Annotated in this window: 13 protein-coding genes and 1 pseudogene; all 14 read left to right on the top strand. The window is 53.2% G+C overall.

Going from position 1 to position 16941, the window contains the following annotated elements:
- On the top strand, window positions 1-695 hold a 695-nt coding region (locus DBY73_RS21820; RefSeq protein WP_181573273.1), incomplete at its 5' end, for an AAA family ATPase.
- The gene (vgrG, locus tag DBY73_RS21815) at window positions 692-3049 is read left to right on the top strand and encodes a type VI secretion system Vgr family protein (protein WP_112013254.1); all 2358 of its coding nucleotides are present in this window, start codon (window positions 692-694) and stop codon (window positions 3047-3049) included. The genes DBY73_RS21820 and vgrG, both read left to right, overlap by 4 nt.
- Window positions 3050-3058: 9 nt before the next feature.
- The gene (locus tag DBY73_RS21810) at window positions 3059-3598 is read left to right on the top strand and encodes a DUF3828 domain-containing protein (protein ID WP_112013253.1); all 540 of its coding nucleotides are present in this window, start codon (window positions 3059-3061) and stop codon (window positions 3596-3598) included.
- Between the two features lie 81 nt (window positions 3599-3679).
- A complete protein-coding gene (locus DBY73_RS21805; protein WP_112013252.1) occupies window positions 3680-4150 on the top strand; it encodes a DUF3828 domain-containing protein in 471 nt (156 codons plus the stop codon).
- 342 nt (window positions 4151-4492) lie between these two features.
- On the top strand, window positions 4493-6994 hold the full coding sequence (locus DBY73_RS21800; protein ID WP_258458777.1) for a hypothetical protein: 2502 nt from the start codon (window positions 4493-4495) through the stop codon (window positions 6992-6994).
- Window positions 6981-7562 carry a hypothetical protein gene (locus DBY73_RS22155; RefSeq protein ID WP_146745804.1) on the top strand — a complete coding sequence of 194 codons (582 nt, stop codon included), beginning with the start codon at window positions 6981-6983 and terminating at the stop codon, window positions 7560-7562. Before DBY73_RS21800 ends, DBY73_RS22155 begins: the two co-directional genes overlap by 14 nt.
- Before the next feature lie 80 nt (window positions 7563-7642).
- On the top strand, window positions 7643-7906 hold the full coding sequence (locus tag DBY73_RS21795) for a PAAR domain-containing protein (RefSeq protein ID WP_112013251.1): 264 nt from the start codon (window positions 7643-7645) through the stop codon (window positions 7904-7906).
- 2 nt (window positions 7907-7908) lie between these two features.
- The gene (locus DBY73_RS21790; RefSeq protein WP_112013250.1) at window positions 7909-9117 is read left to right on the top strand and encodes a hypothetical protein; all 1209 of its coding nucleotides are present in this window, start codon (window positions 7909-7911) and stop codon (window positions 9115-9117) included.
- Window positions 9110-12490, top strand: a complete 3381-nt coding sequence (locus DBY73_RS21785; protein ID WP_112013249.1) for an ImcF-related family protein — start codon at window positions 9110-9112, stop codon at window positions 12488-12490. The genes DBY73_RS21790 and DBY73_RS21785 overlap by 8 nt, the downstream gene beginning before the upstream one ends.
- A 102-nt stretch (window positions 12491-12592) precedes the next feature.
- Window positions 12593-12868 (top strand): annotated as a pseudogene (locus DBY73_RS21780) (type VI secretion system protein TssA); the annotation flags it as partial.
- 45 nt (window positions 12869-12913) lie between these two features.
- Window positions 12914-14683, top strand: coding sequence for a type VI secretion system baseplate subunit TssF (gene tssF / locus DBY73_RS21775; RefSeq protein WP_112013248.1), 1770 nt, complete (start codon window positions 12914-12916; stop codon window positions 14681-14683).
- A complete protein-coding gene (gene tssG, locus DBY73_RS21770) occupies window positions 14647-15729 on the top strand; it encodes a type VI secretion system baseplate subunit TssG (RefSeq protein ID WP_112013247.1) in 1083 nt (360 codons plus the stop codon). Before tssF ends, tssG begins: the two co-directional genes overlap by 37 nt.
- Before the next feature lie 34 nt (window positions 15730-15763).
- On the top strand, window positions 15764-16288 hold the full coding sequence (gene tssJ / locus DBY73_RS21765) for a type VI secretion system lipoprotein TssJ (RefSeq protein ID WP_112013246.1): 525 nt from the start codon (window positions 15764-15766) through the stop codon (window positions 16286-16288).
- A 4-nt stretch (window positions 16289-16292) separates the two neighbouring features.
- Window positions 16293-16941: phage late control D family protein (locus tag DBY73_RS21760; RefSeq protein WP_146745803.1), on the top strand; the 649-nt coding region annotated here is incomplete at its 3' end.

Raw genomic sequence — 16941 nt, 5'->3', positions numbered from 1 at the left:
CGGTTTCCCAGCTGAAGGGTTCCCCGCCGGGCTACGTCGGCTACGGCCAGGGCGGCATCCTTACCGAGGCGGTGCGCAAGCGGCCGTACAGCGTGGTGCTGCTCGATGAGGTCGAGAAAGCGCACCGGGACGTGATGAACCTGTTCTACCAGGTCTTTGACCGCGGGTTTATGCGCGACGGCGAGGGGCGCGAAATCGACTTCCGCAACACGGTTATTCTGATGACCTCCAACCTCGGCAGCGACCACCTGATGCAGCTGCTGAATGAATCCCCGGAGGCGACGGAGGCAGATCTGCACGAGCTGCTGCGCCCGATCCTGCGCGACCACTTCCAGCCCGCGCTGCTGGCCCGCTTCCAGACGGTGATTTACCGCCCGCTGGGGCAGGCGGCGATGCGCACCATCGTCGGCATGAAGCTGAACCAGGTGAGCAGGCGACTGGCGCGCCACTACGGCATGAAGACCGCGATTGCCGACGGCCTGATGGACGCGCTGACGGACGCCTGCCTGCTGCCGGACACCGGGGCGCGCAACATCGACAGCCTGCTGAACCAGCAGATCCTGCCGGTGCTGAGCCAGCAGCTGCTGACGCACATGGCGGCGGGGCAGAAGCCTGAGTCGCTGAGCCTGGGCTGGGATGAGGAAGAAGGGATTGTGCTGGCCTTCGATGAGCATACCGAGGGAGATGTGTCATGATCGATGCTTTGATAAGCAAGGCGAATGGCAAGATACAACAACTGCCGGGCCAGTCACGCTATCGCGTTGACGTGCATGGCTGTACTGAACATCTGGACGTGCTGCGCTTCAGCGCGGTGGAGTCCCTCAGCCAGCCCTGGTGCTATGACGTGGTCGTGACCTGCTCCTCTGCGGATATTGCCTGCGACACGTTATTGCTGAAAACGGCGTCATTTACCTTCCAGACCCCGGTGTATGATGGAACGCCGGCGCTGCAGGTCCGCACGGTTTATGGCGTGGTGGAGTCGTTTCGCCGCATGTCCACGTCGAATGAGGATACCCGTTACGCCCTGACGCTGGTTCCCCGCATTGCGTTTCTTGGCCTGACGAAAGGAAGTGAGGTTTACCTCAACCAGTCGGTTACTGAAGTGGTAGAAAAGGTTCTGCGTAAACACGGTCTGGAAGGACCCGATTTTGCATTCCGGCTCTCCCGGGAATACCCGGCCCGGGAGCTCATCACCCAGTGGCGGGAAACAGACCTTGAGTTTATCCAGCGCCTGCTGGCGGAGGTGGGCATTTACTGGCGCTTTGAAATGGACGGCCGTCTCGAGCAGGACGTAATCATATTTCAGGACAGCCAGCAGCAGTATGAAACGGGCGTCACGCTGCCGCTGCGCAACCCGGCCGGGATGAGCGACAGCGGGCAGGAGAGTATCTGGGATATTCAGACCGCATACAACGTGGTGAGCGGAAGTGTGGCCACCCGGGACTACAACTACCGTGAAGCGCTGAAACCTCAGGACAGCAAGGAAAGTATCAGCAGCCCGGACGGTATCACCACCGGGGAAACGTACCACTACGCGGAGCCTTTCCTGACGGCAGGCGATGCGGAAAGCCCGGAGACCGGGGCCTTCTTCGCCCGACTGCGCCACGAGCGCATCCTGAACGCGCAGCACCGCGTCAGCGGGCATTCCTCCAGCCCGCATCTGGTGCCGGGCCAGGTGCTGGAAACGGACGGCACGTTACCCGATGCCGTGAAGGACGGCATCGTCATCACCACGGTGCGCACCCGTGGTTCACGCAAAAGCAGCTTTACGCTGGCGTTTGAGGGCATCCCCTACAGCGAAACCGTCTGCTGGCGTCCGGCCCTGCTTAACCGCCCGGTGATATCCGGCTCGCTGCCTGCCCGGGTGGAAAGCACGCAGAAAGGCGACACCTATTCCTGGCTCGACCCGGACGGGCGCTACCGGGTGAGGCTGGACTTTGACCGGAGCAGTGCCGAACAGGGCTATGCGTACCTGTGGCTGCGGCTGGCTAAGCCCTATGCCGGAGATACCTGCGGATTCCACTCACCGCTTCTCGACGGCACCGAAGTCGCGGTGATGTTTGACGGCGGTGACCCTGACCGTCCGTACATCGCTTACGCCCTGCATGACTCAGAACATCCGGACCACGTCACCCGCGACAACCACACGCGTAACGTGTGGCGCACGCCGGCGAACAACAAGCTGCGGATGGAGGATAAGCGCGGCGAGGAGCATATCAAGCTCGCAACAGAGTATGGCAAAACGCAGCTGAACCTGGGCCACCTGGTCAACGGCCGGCGTGAAAAGCGCGGTGCCGGTTTTGAGCTGCGAACGGATGAGCATGGCGCAGTACGTGCGGCAAAAGGGCTGTTCCTGACGGCGGAAGCGCAGGCCAAAGCCCAGGGCCCGGTGCTGGAGATGGCGCCTGCGATAAGTCAGATTAACCAGGCCAACAGCCAGATGCAGGCGCTGAACAGTGCTGCGGAAGCCGCCGGGGCGCTGGTATCGGATATCAGCACCCAGATGAGCCTCGTCATCGACAGAATCAAAGACCTTCAGTCTGCCGTGCTGCTGGGTAGCGCCCCGCAGGGCGTGGCCCTGACCTCAGGGGAACACCTTCAGCTCAGCAGCACCCGCAACACGATGATCAATGCCGGCCAGCATCTTGATATCGGTGCGATGAAAAATCTTTCCGTGAGCGTGGAAAAGGCGCTGGGTATGTTCGTACATAAAGAAGGGGCGAAGGTGGTGGCCAACCAGGGTGATATTGAGATCCAGGCTCAACACAACACGATGGCCCTGTTTTCTGAAAAGCAGCTGACGGTGACCAGTAGTGAAGACGAAATTATTATCAGTACGCCTGAAACACTGACAATTAACGGTGGTGGGTCTTACCTGAGGCTGAGTAAGAACGGGATTGAACACGGTTCCTCCGGTGATTTCATAATGAAGACTTCAAACTATCTGGTGCCGGGTACCGGCGCAAACCTTCCCAATGAAACACCGAACTTCAGCCTGACGGATATTACTCAGGAAAGCAAAATCAGCAGCAAATCATTTAATGATTGAGAGTCGTAAATGAAATCATTAACTCATAAACTCCGCATTGCATTTCTTTTACTATTTTCGCTTTCATTTTCAAATGTTTCACTAGCTTATGAATCAATAAGCCCCGAGAGTGTTGTACATGATTTTTATTCTGCATATCTTCAGGATAAATCAGGTGGTAACGAAGCATTAATCAAAACATATGTCTCTGAACATTTAGCAAAAAGCATCAATGACTCCACCATGTGTAATTATGATTCTGATGATTCAATTCCTGAATCAAAGTTGGCCAAAAAATGTTCACAGAAGCACGAGTGTAAACAAGAAGAAGATAATTATAGCTGCGACTGGAGTGGGATTTGGGTTGAGACTTATGTCAACTATTTCACAAAATCACAAGATGTGCTTTCCTCGTGGAGGACAAATATAAACACTTTTGATGTTACACAAAAAGGAAGCGATTCATTGGTTGACGTTGTTTTGGGTAATGGCTCTGAACCTAAAGCAAGATTTAAAGTGTCACTTAAAAAAGAAAATGGCAGCTGGAAAATTATCAGCGTAACGAAATGATATTAAGGTTGTGTGAGGTGATATTTAACTATTCAGTTAGATTAACAGAAATATTGAATTAAATATTTTGAAGAGGTGTTTATGTTGAAGGGAATTTTGCTCGCTTGTTATTTACTTTCTGTGCCATATATTGCTTTGGCCTCGGGTGAGAAGATTTTGTCCCCTGACGAAGTTGTAAGTACATTCTACCATTATTACCTGGTCGCAGAAGAGATGTCTGACATGGAATCAGCTAATGATCTCTCTCTGAAAGCAATTGCTAAATATACAACTGAACATCTTAGAAATTTACGAGATAATGATGATTCAGGTGCAGATTATTTTGTCGATGCTCAGGATATATGTGAAGAATGGAAAACCAATATTGGTACCAAAACAGTCCTAGCCAATGATCATATGGCAGTGGTAAATCTTAGATTAGGTTATGGGAAAGGTACGTCTCTGTATGCTGTTAGTTTAGTAAAAGTCGGAGGCAAATGGTTGATCGATTCTGTTAAGCCTACTTTCAAAGGCAGTATTTATTGTCCCCAACAGTTTGAAGGAGATAACTAAATGCTTAATAAGGATATCGCAGTTGGCGTTCTGAACACACAGGCGCTCGCTAGAGCCAAAATTAATTCTGAGAATTTTAAGAAAGGAATTGATAAAAAGCTTAAATACGGCGAGTCGAAATGTGCCCGTTATGTTAAAAAAGCATTGATTGCTGGCGGGGTATCTGTAAAAAATTCTGAGATTGAGTCAGCTAAAAACTATGGTCCATGGCTGATAGAAAATAACTTTAAAGTTGTAGATAACGCCACAACAGTTAGTAGCGGCGGTGTATTCACAATTTCTGGTCAGCAAACGGGTGATGTAGTTGTCATTCAGGCTACACCACATCATGTGCATGGTCATATGGCGATGTTTAATGGTACTCATTGGGTATCTGATTTCGTTCAGGAAAAAGGTTTCTATCCTGCTCAGATATATCGAGACCAAAACACTCCTTATAAACTTTACCGGTACTCTGACAACAACAGCCAAGTTCAGGATGCATCTGTTTCCCAAAAAGGAAAAATCAAAATAGTCTGGCCGATCCCCTCTAATAGCCGGGGAAACGAGTTTAATAATTTGGAAGATATCCTCAGCCATTTAGCTGGCGAGTCTACTGGACTGTACACAATTGGCCGCAGCGGCATGTGGCATGGTGGCATCCATATCACCGAAGCCACAACGCCATGGTGTGCTCTGAGTGGTAAAGCTCCGCTGGAAGTGATGGATTTCCCGGTACCTTTTAAAGGTGAACAGGCGATACGCTGCATGGCAGATGGTGAAGTTGTTGCCTATCGCGTCTGCAAAGATTACCTGACGCTGGGGTGGGAATCCGGCCCGCTGAGTTTTTCAGGGTCCTTCGTACTTGTGAAGCACTATATCCAGCCGGGTGAGAAAGAAACTAGTGGGTTACATTTCTACACCCTATACATGCATCTGGCCCCATATTCTGCTTACACCGTCAATCCGGCAGAAACAAAGTGGACTCTACAGGACTCACTTTCAGCCTACGAACCAGAGTGGGTGATGTCTGCCAGCACAAAAAACAAAGATCTCAGCGACAGCTATTTAAAAGGCACAATGCCGAAAGGTGCAATTGTAGAATGGAATAAGTCTGACGGAAGTCTCCATACCGTCGCGTTCAATAACCGCGAGTACGGCCTGGTGACCTTTGTCAGTTTGTCAGAAGATGCGGTAAAAAAAGGCAATAAAACATCCTTTAAGCCCGGTCAGCAATACTGGATTTTGGTTGATAAGAACAATATATTTCCGGGTGCCAGCGGCGTCTCCCAGCCTTCCTGGTGGCAAAAACTGATGCCACCAGCGAAAGAGGCAATGAAGTTCGATGAGGTTGTATGCCCGACGCCTTACGCCATTAGCGCCGGTGACCCTGTTGGTCACATGGGGTATTATCAGGCACCAAAAGATGGTGGGTATGAGGCGCGTTATCAGGTGCATATCGAATGCACGAGCATGGACGACAATCTGGAAAAATTCCTGACCAACCCCGAACAGGTGGGGGAGAAGAATCCGCTCTGGCTGAAGTACGAACCTGGCATTGCTCTGTATAAAAAAGATGTCGCTACTGGAAAATTCACAAAAGATACCAAAGCGACCACCGTGACAGGGATCCTTCCTCTGAGTCAGGTGCAAACTGAAATCGATAAGACGACCAAACAGGAATACTGGCAACTGCGACCAGAAAATGCTTATGCACTCAAAGGGCAGGCGGAACCACAGCTTTTGTCACAGTATGATCTGGCCAAACTGGGTTTCAGAACTGAGATCGCAGAGCCGACCAGTTTTGATTATCTGGATGGAAAAAGCCAGCCGACTGGATTCTTCCGTAACCTCATAGATTCACTCTATCAGTCAGCTTCAGCGGATAAGCGAACCAGTCATGCCCTGGTAAAGCATAATTACCAACGTTTGCTGGATAAAATTGATAGCGGAAGCGACAATTATTCGCCAATGGAGTACTGGAGAGCCCTCCATAACCCTGACTATCGTGACGTCATTATGAAAAAGATAGTAAAACATCCCAGCGACTGGTACTTCAAAAAAGACGATGCTATCTGGCAACCATTCCTGAATGCGCTGAAAAAAGAGGCACCTGAGTGGAAAAAGTACAGCGAGGATTTTCTCGACAAGGTGGCATGGATGCAGGATCTTACAACAGAAAAGCTAGGACCTTCGTTATGGCATATGCATCCAATTATTTTTTTAGGCTCCATCCGCCAATCAGTAAGAAAAGGGTGGGCCCACAGCAAATTTGGTGATTTCCTTGGTAGAGTGGAGTCTAAAAATGACTACAGTGCATTTAATGTGCACGTTACTTACAAACCTCATTACAAAACAAAATTAACAAGCATGACAATCAAAGAGGTTATGACATCTCAGGAAGATGATACATCTATAGGCATGTTTGCCACTGGACGATTCCAGGTGGTTCCCAAAACTCTTAAAGATGCAGTGAGTAAACTTAACCTAGATGTAAATGCTCTCTATGATGAAGAAATGCAGGATAAAATATTTAATGAGTATCTTATAAAATTAAAGCGCCCTGCAATCATTAATTATCTCGAAGGGAATGGAAGCGTTGAAGATGCTATATATGATTGGGCCAAAGAATTTGCATCTGCTGGAGTTCGAAAAGGTAAAGAGATTAGCCCTTCGAAAACTGAATTTGAAACAAATTCGGATGGTTCTTTTGTAAGGGACAAAAAAGGTAACAAGATACATAAGAAAAGATATGCTCAGGTAGAGGGGGTATCATACTACTCTGGTGATGGGATAAATAAAGCTCATCTTAAACCTGACGATATGGTCAAAGTGCTCAAGGATTCAAAAAATGAAGCTATGTAAACTTACCATCCTTCTTACCACTATTATTTGCTTCTCTACATTAGCTAATGTAGGAGAAACTCCAAAATTTAAAGAACACAATGTAATATTAAGTCATGGGCCATTTGCATCAAAAATAAAATTAACGGGTGAGCAATCTAGTAAATCTAATGACTGGAAAAAGTTAATGCAAAGTCAACTCAGCAAGGAAGTCAACTTTGCAGGGCACTATCGACTTTACATAAGTGAGAAAGGTGAGTTACCCAAAGATTGCGGTGTTAATGGTTGGGTATGTGGTTGGGTAATTGATAAATTATCCGGGGCTATAATTTCGGAATTGCCGATATTTAACGGCAACACAAAATATTACTCAACTATTGATAATGGTACTCCATCCCCTGATCCATTTTCTGCCGAGTTTTACCCTAATAGTAATCTAATTTGGATTGGCGGTGAAAACATCCCAGAATCGAACGTTGGTAAAATATCTCTAGGCGATAAGAAATGTTCTAACAGTGCATATGTATTTGACCATCAATCATTCCAAAACATCTTTCAAGGCGAATGTGAAATAGATAATGGCGGCTGACAAAAATTAGCTAACATAAATAATCCTGCTAGTACCTAAAACACATCTCGCTAATAAATTCAACAGCAAGGAAACTTAATATGCTTCAGATAATCCGAAAAGGCGATAAGACTACTCACGGTGGTTCTGTAATGAGCGCGTCTGAAACCATGAAATTCGGCGGCATCGGTGTTGCCCGTAAAGGCGACAAAGTGTCCTGTCCGGTTCCGGGACATGGCCCGACAACCATCATAGAAGGCAATCCTGCTTATCTTGACCATGGTATTCCGGTTGCATTCCACGGTCACAAATGCGCCTGTGGTTGTACGTTGATCAGTTCATTTGCCGCAGCAAAGGTTGCCTGATTATGCCCGTTTGGCTGGATGCCATCCCTGAAAAGGCCCCTAAGATAGCACGTCCCGGAACCCGCCGCTGGCTGCTGTTCCTGGTATTTATCATGCTGGGGGGCATAGCACTCACTCTATGGTGCTGGCGGTCGGAGCGAACCGGATTTGTCTTTTGGTTCACCGCACTGGGTCTTCCATTTTGCACCTGGGGTCTTATTTTTGGTTTACGCCGGTTTGCCTATAAAGCCGAACAGGTGGGGGCCCAGTCCAGGAATGTCGAGCGAGAAGCACTCATTGACAGTGAAATTCTGCGCGGTCAGCGCTGCGCCTGGATCCTCGGTACTTATATCCAGAGTCCGGCGGGAAACAAAACCGACGACTTGCTGGAGGTGATGAAAGTCGCCGCTCCCGCTATCGGCTTTTCGCACCCCAGAGGATGCGACAAACCGGTCAGGTACGCGGCATTAACAGAATATCAGATGGATTTACCGAAAGCGTTGAAAGCAGCGGTCATCAAGCTGGCCGCGCGTGTGGAAGTAATTGTTCAGCCACTTCCTTCAGAGCTGCCATGCTGGCTGATGCTGGACTGTGACAATGACCTTTATCCCCTGGTTGAAGAGCAGCTAAAGGCCGAGCTTTCACTCAAAACCGGCAGGATATTTCGCCTGATGTCCGGAAAAGGACTGGGCGCATTTGATGCCTGGTTGGACAAGCGATGGGACAATGCGGGCATTCTGGTTGCCATAACGCTATCGTTACCGGCCTCGCCCCGGGAAGAAGATGCTGATGCTGTCTCGATGGTAGTACTCAGCAACCGTAAGGCTCTCGCATATTCGAATGAATTACGTCTTCATCGCCCGGAAAGAGGAACTGAAGCCACGCTCACCAAAACGCTTAAACGTGCGTTGCTCTGGGCCAATATTGGTCCTGCCGAACTCCGGGGAAGCTGGATTTCTGGCCCATGTTTGACCGCAGGAAGCGGCTGGAATAATGCCTGCGAGGCGGGCAGCGTGGAATTTAGTCTTTCTGAAGACAACCTCAGTATCGACCCTGTGTTGGGCTACACCGGCCATGCAGCTCCGTGGGTCGCCATCACGCTTGCCGATGCGGCATTTGAGCAGCGCGGAGTACAGGTTATCGCCGCGCAACCCGCTGCCGACAAAGACGACGTCTGGATCGCCGTCATCACCAAAGAAGAAGTTCGCAAGGAATCGCCTAAGAATGTCTAAGGTAAAAGTAAAAACACTCATCGGCTCCGTAGTAACTGTCGCGTTTTTTCTGACGGTCATCGTGGCATTTCTCTTTTATGCCTTTCCGGAAAACGTCGCCTCGGCTACCGGGTTCGGTCCGTATGACGGCCAGCGCATACTCACGTTCTGCGCCATGCTGGTTGCCGCGCTGTTTTTACTCGGCTGGCTGACAGAGAAGGCTTTCGACTTCGCCGGTAAATCGGGGTTGTACCTCCACTGGGGGCAGAAAAAGTCACAGATTACCGCTCCTGTAGCGAATACTATTGCCAGCGTAGAAGACGACGAAGATCCAGTCTTCAGCGAAGACGCGGTGTCCGAACATCTGCTATTCCGCTATGGTCGCCGCTGGCAGCGTAAGATACGAATTCTGCTGGTGATGGGTAATCCGGACGACGTCCAGAAAGCGGCCCCGGGCCTGTGTCATGACCTCTGGCAGGAAGGCGACGGCAACGTGCTGATCTATGGCGGTGATGCGCAGTCACTCCCGGATGAGATCTTCCTTTCAAAACTGAAACGCCTGCGTTCCGGGCAACCGGTTGATGGCATCGTCCAGGTGATGAGTACCTCAGCCCTCCCGACGGATAGCGAACGGGATGCCTTCTTGCGTTGTCGCCAGAAAGCCGACCACCTGTTGGGCTGGCAGGCGCCCGTCTGGCTGTGGCTGACCGATAAAGCCACCGGTGCTCAGCAGGACGCGGAAACGGCTGCGACAGGGGTCATATTCGGGCCGGAAGGTACCGTGAAAGGTGCGGGCGAGGCGTTTTCTACACTGGCGCTACACCTGCAAAAAGCGGGTATGGTACAGATACTGAATAATCCGGCACATAACGGCCTGCTTCAGTTATCTTCCCGTCTGCAACACGAACTAAAAGCCAGTCTGACCGTTTTGCTCAACGGGCTGATGCAGGGATCTGCGGCCTGGCGTTTACGCGGTGTTATGTTCAGCCCTGAACTGGCCTCTGCCGGCTCGGTACCGAATACGCGCCTCGATACCCCTACATGGAAAGCCGTCGTTGATGACTGTGATGCCGTCAGCGGCAGAAAGCTTGGCTTCGACGGGCTGAGGATGCTGCGGTTAATTCTGCTTTCCCTGATTGTCCTGTGGGGTGCCGGTACACTGCTGTCTCTGATCGTTAACCGTACCCAGATTTATCAGGCGCAGGAAACGGCGAGGCAGGCTGCGGATACCTCGCTACCGCTGGCTGAACGTCTGCGTAACCAGCTTGTTCTTCAGCAATCCATTGCCCGTCTGCAGCATCGTGAAGCGACAGGTGCGCCGTGGTACACCCGATTTGGACTCAATCAGGACAGCGACACCTTGGCTGCACTCTGGCCGCTGTATGCGAAAAATAACGCACAGCTGATGAGAGATGCCACAGCAGATCATCTCAGGCAGCAGCTGAATGCCTTTGTGCAACTTCCTCCCGCCAGTGATGCCCGTATACAGGGCACCCAGCATACCTACGACGTGCTAAAAAGTTACCTGATGATGGCCCGGCCGGAGAAAGCGGACGCGGGGTGGCTGGCAAAAAACGTGATGACGGCCTGGCCAAAACGCCAGAATGTGCCGGACGGCACGTGGCGGGAAATAGCGCCGAAACTACTGGGCTTTTATGCGCAGAACCTCCCGGCACATCCGGAATGGAAAATTAAGCCCGACGCTGAATTAATCAGCACAGTACGTCAGATCCTGCTCAAACAGATTGGCCAGCGGAACGCTGAGTCCGGGCTGTACCAGGACATGCTTAAGCGCGTGGCCAGTAACTGGCCTGATTTGACGCTGGCGGACATGACCGGTGATACCGATGCCTCAACGGTATTCAGTACCGATGACGTCGTCCCGGGCATGTTTACGCGCCAGGCCTGGGAAGAGCAGGTTCAGGATGCAATTGATGAGGTGGTCAAAACCCGCCGTGACGAAATCGACTGGGTACTAACGGATAAAACCCACCAGGCCGGGAGTGATATCTCCCCGGAAGCGCTGAAGGCCCGCCTGACGGAACGCTATTTTACCGATTTTGGCAATGCGTGGCTGAACATGGTCAACAGCATTCAGTGGCAGGAAGCCACCTCACTTTCTGAAGCGATTGCCCAGCTCAATCTGATCGGCGATGTCCGCCAGTCGCCGCTGGTTGCACTGATGAACACGCTGGCCTGGCAGGGCAAAACCGGACAGAAAGGCGAGGCGCTGGCGGATTCAATAGTGGATTCAGCGAAAAAGCTGGTCGGTAAGAATAAAAACGCAAAACAGTTCATTGAACAGGCGCAGGGCCCTAAAGGCCCGCTCGATGCGGTGTTTGGCCCGCTGATGGGGCTGATGGAAGGGAAAGAGGGCACCGGTACCAACGGCAACCTCAGCTTCCAGTCCTGGCTTGCCCGCGTCACTCAGGTGCGGCTGAAGCTTCAGCAGGTCACAAGCGCACCGGATCCACAGGCCATGTCGCAGATGCTGGCCCAGACCGTGTTTCAGGGAAAAGCCATCGACCTGACCGATACCCGTGATTACGGCAGCCTGGTTGCGGCGAGCCTGGGCCAGGAGTGGAACGGGTTTGGCCAGTCGCTGTTTGTACAACCGCTGGATCTGGCCTGGCGGCAGGTCCTTGCCCCGGCAGCGGGTAGCCTCAATGCCCGCTGGCAGACAACCATTGTCGATCAGTGGAATAAGGCCTTTGCGGGACGCTATCCGTTTAAAGCCACCGGCAGCGATGCCTCGTTGCCGCTGCTGGCACAGTTCCTGCGCAGCGACGCGGGTCGAATCACCACCTTCCTGAAAACTAACCTGGGCGGGATCCTTCACCAGGAGGGGAATCGCTGGGTCGTTGATCCCTCCGCAAGCCAGGGAATGGTGGTCGATCCCGGGTTCCTCCGGGCGATTAACCAGCTGGCGGAACTGTCCGATATCGTCTTCTCTCAGGGCGATGCGAATGTTCATTTCGAGCTGATGGCACGTCCCTCTCGTGACGTTGCCCGCGTACAGCTTTCTCTTGATGAGCAAAACCTCGACTACTTCAACCAGATGGAAAGCTGGCAGAGCTTTACCTGGCCGGGAAATACGTATTACCCGGGCGTCAGCCTCAACTGGCGCAGCGTAAACAGCGGTATGCAGCTTTACGCCAGCAACCAGGGGAACTGGGGCTTCATTCGCCTGCTGGACAAGGCACTCATCACTCCGCTTGATGCCAGCCGCACGCAGCTGGTGTGGATCACCCCTGACGGGAATCCGCTGAAGTTTGTGCTTCGCAGCGAGCTTGGCGACGGTCCTCTGGCGTTACTGAAGCTTCAGGGATTCACGCTGCCTGAAACGATCTTCGACGTCGACTCTGACGTCGCTGACCCAGAAGGGTTCCAGTGACGAAGCGCAATCGACGTCAGCTTCCACCGTCAATGGATAAAACGACGCGTCTTCGACAGCGGCCGTGAGAGATATGAAAAAGACTAACAAACGGAAAAAACAATGAGTTCACCGAAAGAGCTGTTAACCGCTTGCGCCAGCGACACAGAAGAACAGCAGCGCCTTATCGCCCGGGCAAGTGACGCCCTGTCGCACTGGGATAACTGGCTGCTCCCGTTCATCCCCGGGTCTGAAACCGGGGACGATCCGGCATACGACGATAATTTTCAGTTAATGCGCGAAGAGATCAATAAGCTTTCGGGCACTGATTCAGCGCTGCTGTGCGAGCTGGCCCAGACATGTCTTTGCGAATGCGCCAAAGACATTCGCGTCGTGACGGTGCTCTGTGGCTAATTTTTTTAAATACTTTCAGGAAATTCGTGCATGGATGATTTAACTCTGCGCTATTACGAAGCAGAGATGCGCTACCTGCGTGAAGCAGGTAAAGAATTTGCCCGGGCCCATCCGGACCGGGCAGCGATGCTTAATCTGGATAAAACCGCCGCGCGCGATCCTTATGTGGAGCGCCTGTTCGAAGGCTTTGCCTTCCTGATGGGCCGTCTGCGTGAAAAGCTGGATGATGACCTGCCGGAACTGACCGAAGGGCTGGTGAGCCTGCTGTGGCCGCACTATATGCGGACTATCCCGTCGCTGGCTATCGTCGAATTTTCACCTGACTGGCGTAGCCTGCGCCAGGCCGAAATGCTGGAGGAAGGTTTCTCTGTTCTGTCGCGCCCCGTAGGGCCGCATAAAACGGCCTGCCAGTACCGGACGACCCGTGATGTTCCGCTGCAGCCCCTGCAACTTGCGGACGCCCGTCTGCACACGGAAACCAATGGACGTTCGGCGATTCGCCTGCGCTTCGAATGCCCCGAAAAAGTAGACTGGAGCAAAGCCGGGATCGACAAGGTTGCCATCTTCCTCAACGCGGAGAGCCCGGTCAGTTCAGCATTGCATCTGGCAATGACCCGACGCGTACATACCATGTATGCCCGTCATGCCGGGACGCACACCGAACGTCATCCGTTTGACGGATGGTGCAAACCGATGGGCTTTGATGACAACGACGGCCTGTGGAAGAAAGCCGATACCGCTTTCAGTGGTTACCAGCTGCTGCTGGAGTATTTCAGCTTCCGCCAGAAGTTTATGTTTATTGAACTGCGCGGTCTGGACACCATCGGGCTCACTGCGGCCAGCACCTGGTTTGAAATCGACATTGTGCTTAGCGAAGCATGGTCATCCGATCTGCCGTTTGATACAGAAAACTTCCGGCTGCACTGCGCGCCGGTCATTAACCTCTTCACGCTGGAAGCCGACCCGCTGACGCTTGACCCGCTGGAAAATGAATACCTGCTCAGGCCGCTGCGCCTTCAGGATGGCCACACCGAGATTTACAGCGTTGATAATATTCATGGCGCGCTGAAGAATGGCAAACATCCGTATGTGCCGTTCACCAGCTTCCGACACCGTGGCGGTATGATGCGCCACGATGCCCCTGAGCGTTACTTCCACACCCGGGTGAAGCGCGGCCCCTCTGGACTGTATGACACCTGGCTCATTCTCGGCGGGCGCTCGTTCGAACTGGAACAGCTGTCCGAAAAACCGGAGTCACTCTCGATGCGGATAACCGGCACCAACGGTCAGCTCCCGCGTAAGGCGCTGGAAAGCACGCTGCTGGACAGGGTGGTCAAGGCAGGAAAAGTGCCCGTCAGGGTATTGAACGTTACCGCACCGACGATGCCGCTGTATCCCCCGGCAAACGACCGTTTTCACTGGCGGGTGATGAGTCATCTGGGCTCAAACTTCCTCAGCATGATGGACAATCCTGAAGTGCTGCGCGGCACGCTGGCGCTGTACGACTGGACCGATGACGAGATGAACCGACGTCGTCTTGAAGCAATCGTCGCCGTGAAGCACACGCCGATCCGCCGTTTTGAGAAGGGCTTTATGCTCCGGGGCGTGGACATTGAGGTCACGCTGAACATGGATAATTTTGCAGGCGAGGGCGATGTGAATCTCTTCGGGGAAATGCTGCACCGGTTCTTCGCGCTCTATGCGGATATTCACCTCTTTAACCAGCTCACGCTGGTACTGCAACCGACAGGAAAACGACTGAGATGGCGCGAGAATCACAGCCAGCACGTACCGGGCTGACGCTGGCCCTTAATAAAGATATCTGGCGGGCCAATTTCTATCGTTTCTGCCAGCTGCTGGAGCAGGAAAATCCGGGCGCGCCAAAGCTTGGCTCGACCAGCCATCCGGGTAACGACCCGGTGCGCTTTCGGCCCTGGCCCGGAATGGGGTTTCCGGTAGGCACGTTGAAAGCGGTTGAGACCGACGAAGACCATCCTGAACTGCCGCCGACCGTTCGCACCACTTTCCTGGGCATGTATGGCGTGGACTCTCCTCTGCCAACCGCTTACCTGGATGATATTGCGCAGCGGCGGGAAGGACACGAGGCGGTCACCTCGTTTCTGGACATCTTCAGCCACCGCATCACCACGCAGTATTACCGGATCTGGCGAAAATACGCGTATCCGGCCACCTTCGAGGCCGGTGGGCGCGATGCCACATCACAGTGTCTGCTGGGGCTGGTGGGACTCGGTATTCCGGGCACGGCCGAACGGGTGGCAACACCGGTTTCCCGCTTTCTGGCCTTACTCGGTACGATGCGCTTACCCACCCGTAATGCGGAAGGTATCCGGGCCCTGGTGAGCCTGCTGGCACCGAATACCCGGGCAATGATCACTGAACCCGATCCGGTTAAGGTCCATATCGACAACCGCAGCGGCCTGGGTCGCGAAAGCCGCGTCCGTCTTTCTCAGCGCGCCACGCTGGGTAAATCGGCAAAAGAGGCATGCAGCCGGGTACTCGTTACGCTGGAAACGGAAGATCCTGACGAGGCTGAAGGGTGGTTACCCGGTGGGATCCTGCATACCGATTTACTGGTCCTGCTGCGCGTCTACCTTGGTTACCGCAGTGATGTCCGACTGCGCCTCACTGTACCCGTGCGGCTGTTGCCTGAGTCTCGCCTGGGCAAGGGCCGGCGTATACAGCTGGGAAGAACCGGCTTACTGGGTCTGAAAGAAGGCAAACTCAATACGCCACGGAAAAGTCTGACCGTCAACCTGGGATGTTATGAAGGGCTTCACTATTCCGCACAGCAACCCGCAGAAGACGGACATTACCGCTTCGATTGATCACGTACTACCTCCATCAATAAGGAACTTTTGAATGGCAACAGTAACTCGCTGGCAGGCGCTGACGCTTATTGCCTGTGGTCTGCTCGCAGGCTGTGGTCTGACGCAGACCGTCACGGACGGCACGGTCAGCATCACGAAATCCATCTTCTACAAGAAAATTAAAACGCTGCATCTGGATTTTACCCCGCGCACGGCCATTAACGCCGATGGCGCACAGACGCCGCTGGCGACCATGGTGCGGGTCTATCAGCTCAAAGATCGTAAAGCGGTGGAGACCGCCGATTACCAGACGCTGCTGCGCAAGGCTGATACGGTGCTGAAGGAGGACGTGCTGGCGTCAAAGGCGCTGCTGGTGATGCCCAACGGCAGCGTGACGCTCAATATGCCGATGGATGAAGACGCGCAGTTTGTGGCGGTGGTGGGGCTGTTTAACCGCCCGGACATGCAGGACAACCGCTGGCGCCTGGTGCTGACCCGTGACGACTTAGACCCGGACAAACCCCGCACCATAGAGCTGGGCGACGGCTGGCTCAGCCTCTTGCCGGTAAAGGAGTGACATGATGGATAACTGGCTGGCGCTTTTTGACGGGCAGACCCGCTATTTTCTGGATATTAATGACAGCCATGTAAAGCCGGATGTCCTGCGCTTTCGCGGCAGGGAAGCGCTGAGCGAACCGTTCAGGTGGGACATCGAGTTCACCACCCCACAGAGCAACCTCATTCCGGAAAACGTGCTGATGAAATATGCGTCATTCCGGATGCGCAGCGGCAAAAACGTACACGGCATCATCACCCGCCTGGAATGGCTCTCCACCACCGCAGACCAGTCCCACTACCGGCTCACGCTGAGCTCCCGTCTGGCGCTGCTGGAGCACACCCGGCAGTGCGTCGTTTTTCAGAACCAGTCCGTGCCGGAGGTGGTGGAGCAGGTGCTGCGTAAACACGGTCTGGAGGGCCCGGACTTTGCGTTCCGGCTGGAACGGACCTATCCGGCGCGGGAATTGATTACCCAGTGGCGGGAAACGGACCTGGAATTTATCCGGCGCATTCTGTCCGAGGTGGGCATTTACTGGCGCACGGAGATGGACGACGAGCGCGGTCTGGATACGTACATCTTCGCCGACAGCCAGCTTCACTACCGGTTTGATGTGCGCCTGCCGTACCGCGAGCCGTCGGGCCTGTTCGACGGCGCGGCAGAATCGGTGTGGG

The sequence above is a fragment of the Enterobacter sp. RIT418 genome, from assembly GCF_003057745.1.
GTDB lineage: Bacteria > Pseudomonadota > Gammaproteobacteria > Enterobacterales > Enterobacteriaceae > Enterobacter.
This window is presented reverse-complemented; position numbering and strand designations above follow the sequence as displayed.

Bases quoted from the DNA above. Each gene is read 5' to 3' on its own strand.
- DBY73_RS21805 (WP_112013252.1), top strand. From the start codon at position 3,680: ATGTTGAAGGGAATTTTGCTCGCTTGTTATTTACTTTCTGTGCCATAT.
- tssG (WP_112013247.1), top strand. From the start codon at position 14,647: ATGGCGCGAGAATCACAGCCAGCACGTACCGGGCTGACGCTGGCCCTT.
- DBY73_RS21785 (WP_112013249.1), top strand. From the start codon at position 9,110: ATGTCTAAGGTAAAAGTAAAAACACTCATCGGCTCCGTAGTAACTGTC.
- DBY73_RS21795 (WP_112013251.1), top strand. From the start codon at position 7,643: ATGCTTCAGATAATCCGAAAAGGCGATAAGACTACTCACGGTGGTTCT.
- tssJ (WP_112013246.1), top strand. From the start codon at position 15,764: ATGGCAACAGTAACTCGCTGGCAGGCGCTGACGCTTATTGCCTGTGGT.
- DBY73_RS21800 (WP_258458777.1), top strand. From the start codon at position 4,493: ATGGCGATGTTTAATGGTACTCATTGGGTATCTGATTTCGTTCAGGAA.
- DBY73_RS21810 (WP_112013253.1), top strand. From the start codon at position 3,059: ATGAAATCATTAACTCATAAACTCCGCATTGCATTTCTTTTACTATTT.
- vgrG (WP_112013254.1), top strand. From the start codon at position 692: ATGATCGATGCTTTGATAAGCAAGGCGAATGGCAAGATACAACAACTG.
- DBY73_RS22155 (WP_146745804.1), top strand. From the start codon at position 6,981: ATGAAGCTATGTAAACTTACCATCCTTCTTACCACTATTATTTGCTTC.
- DBY73_RS21790 (WP_112013250.1), top strand. From the start codon at position 7,909: ATGCCCGTTTGGCTGGATGCCATCCCTGAAAAGGCCCCTAAGATAGCA.
- tssF (WP_112013248.1), top strand. From the start codon at position 12,914: ATGGATGATTTAACTCTGCGCTATTACGAAGCAGAGATGCGCTACCTG.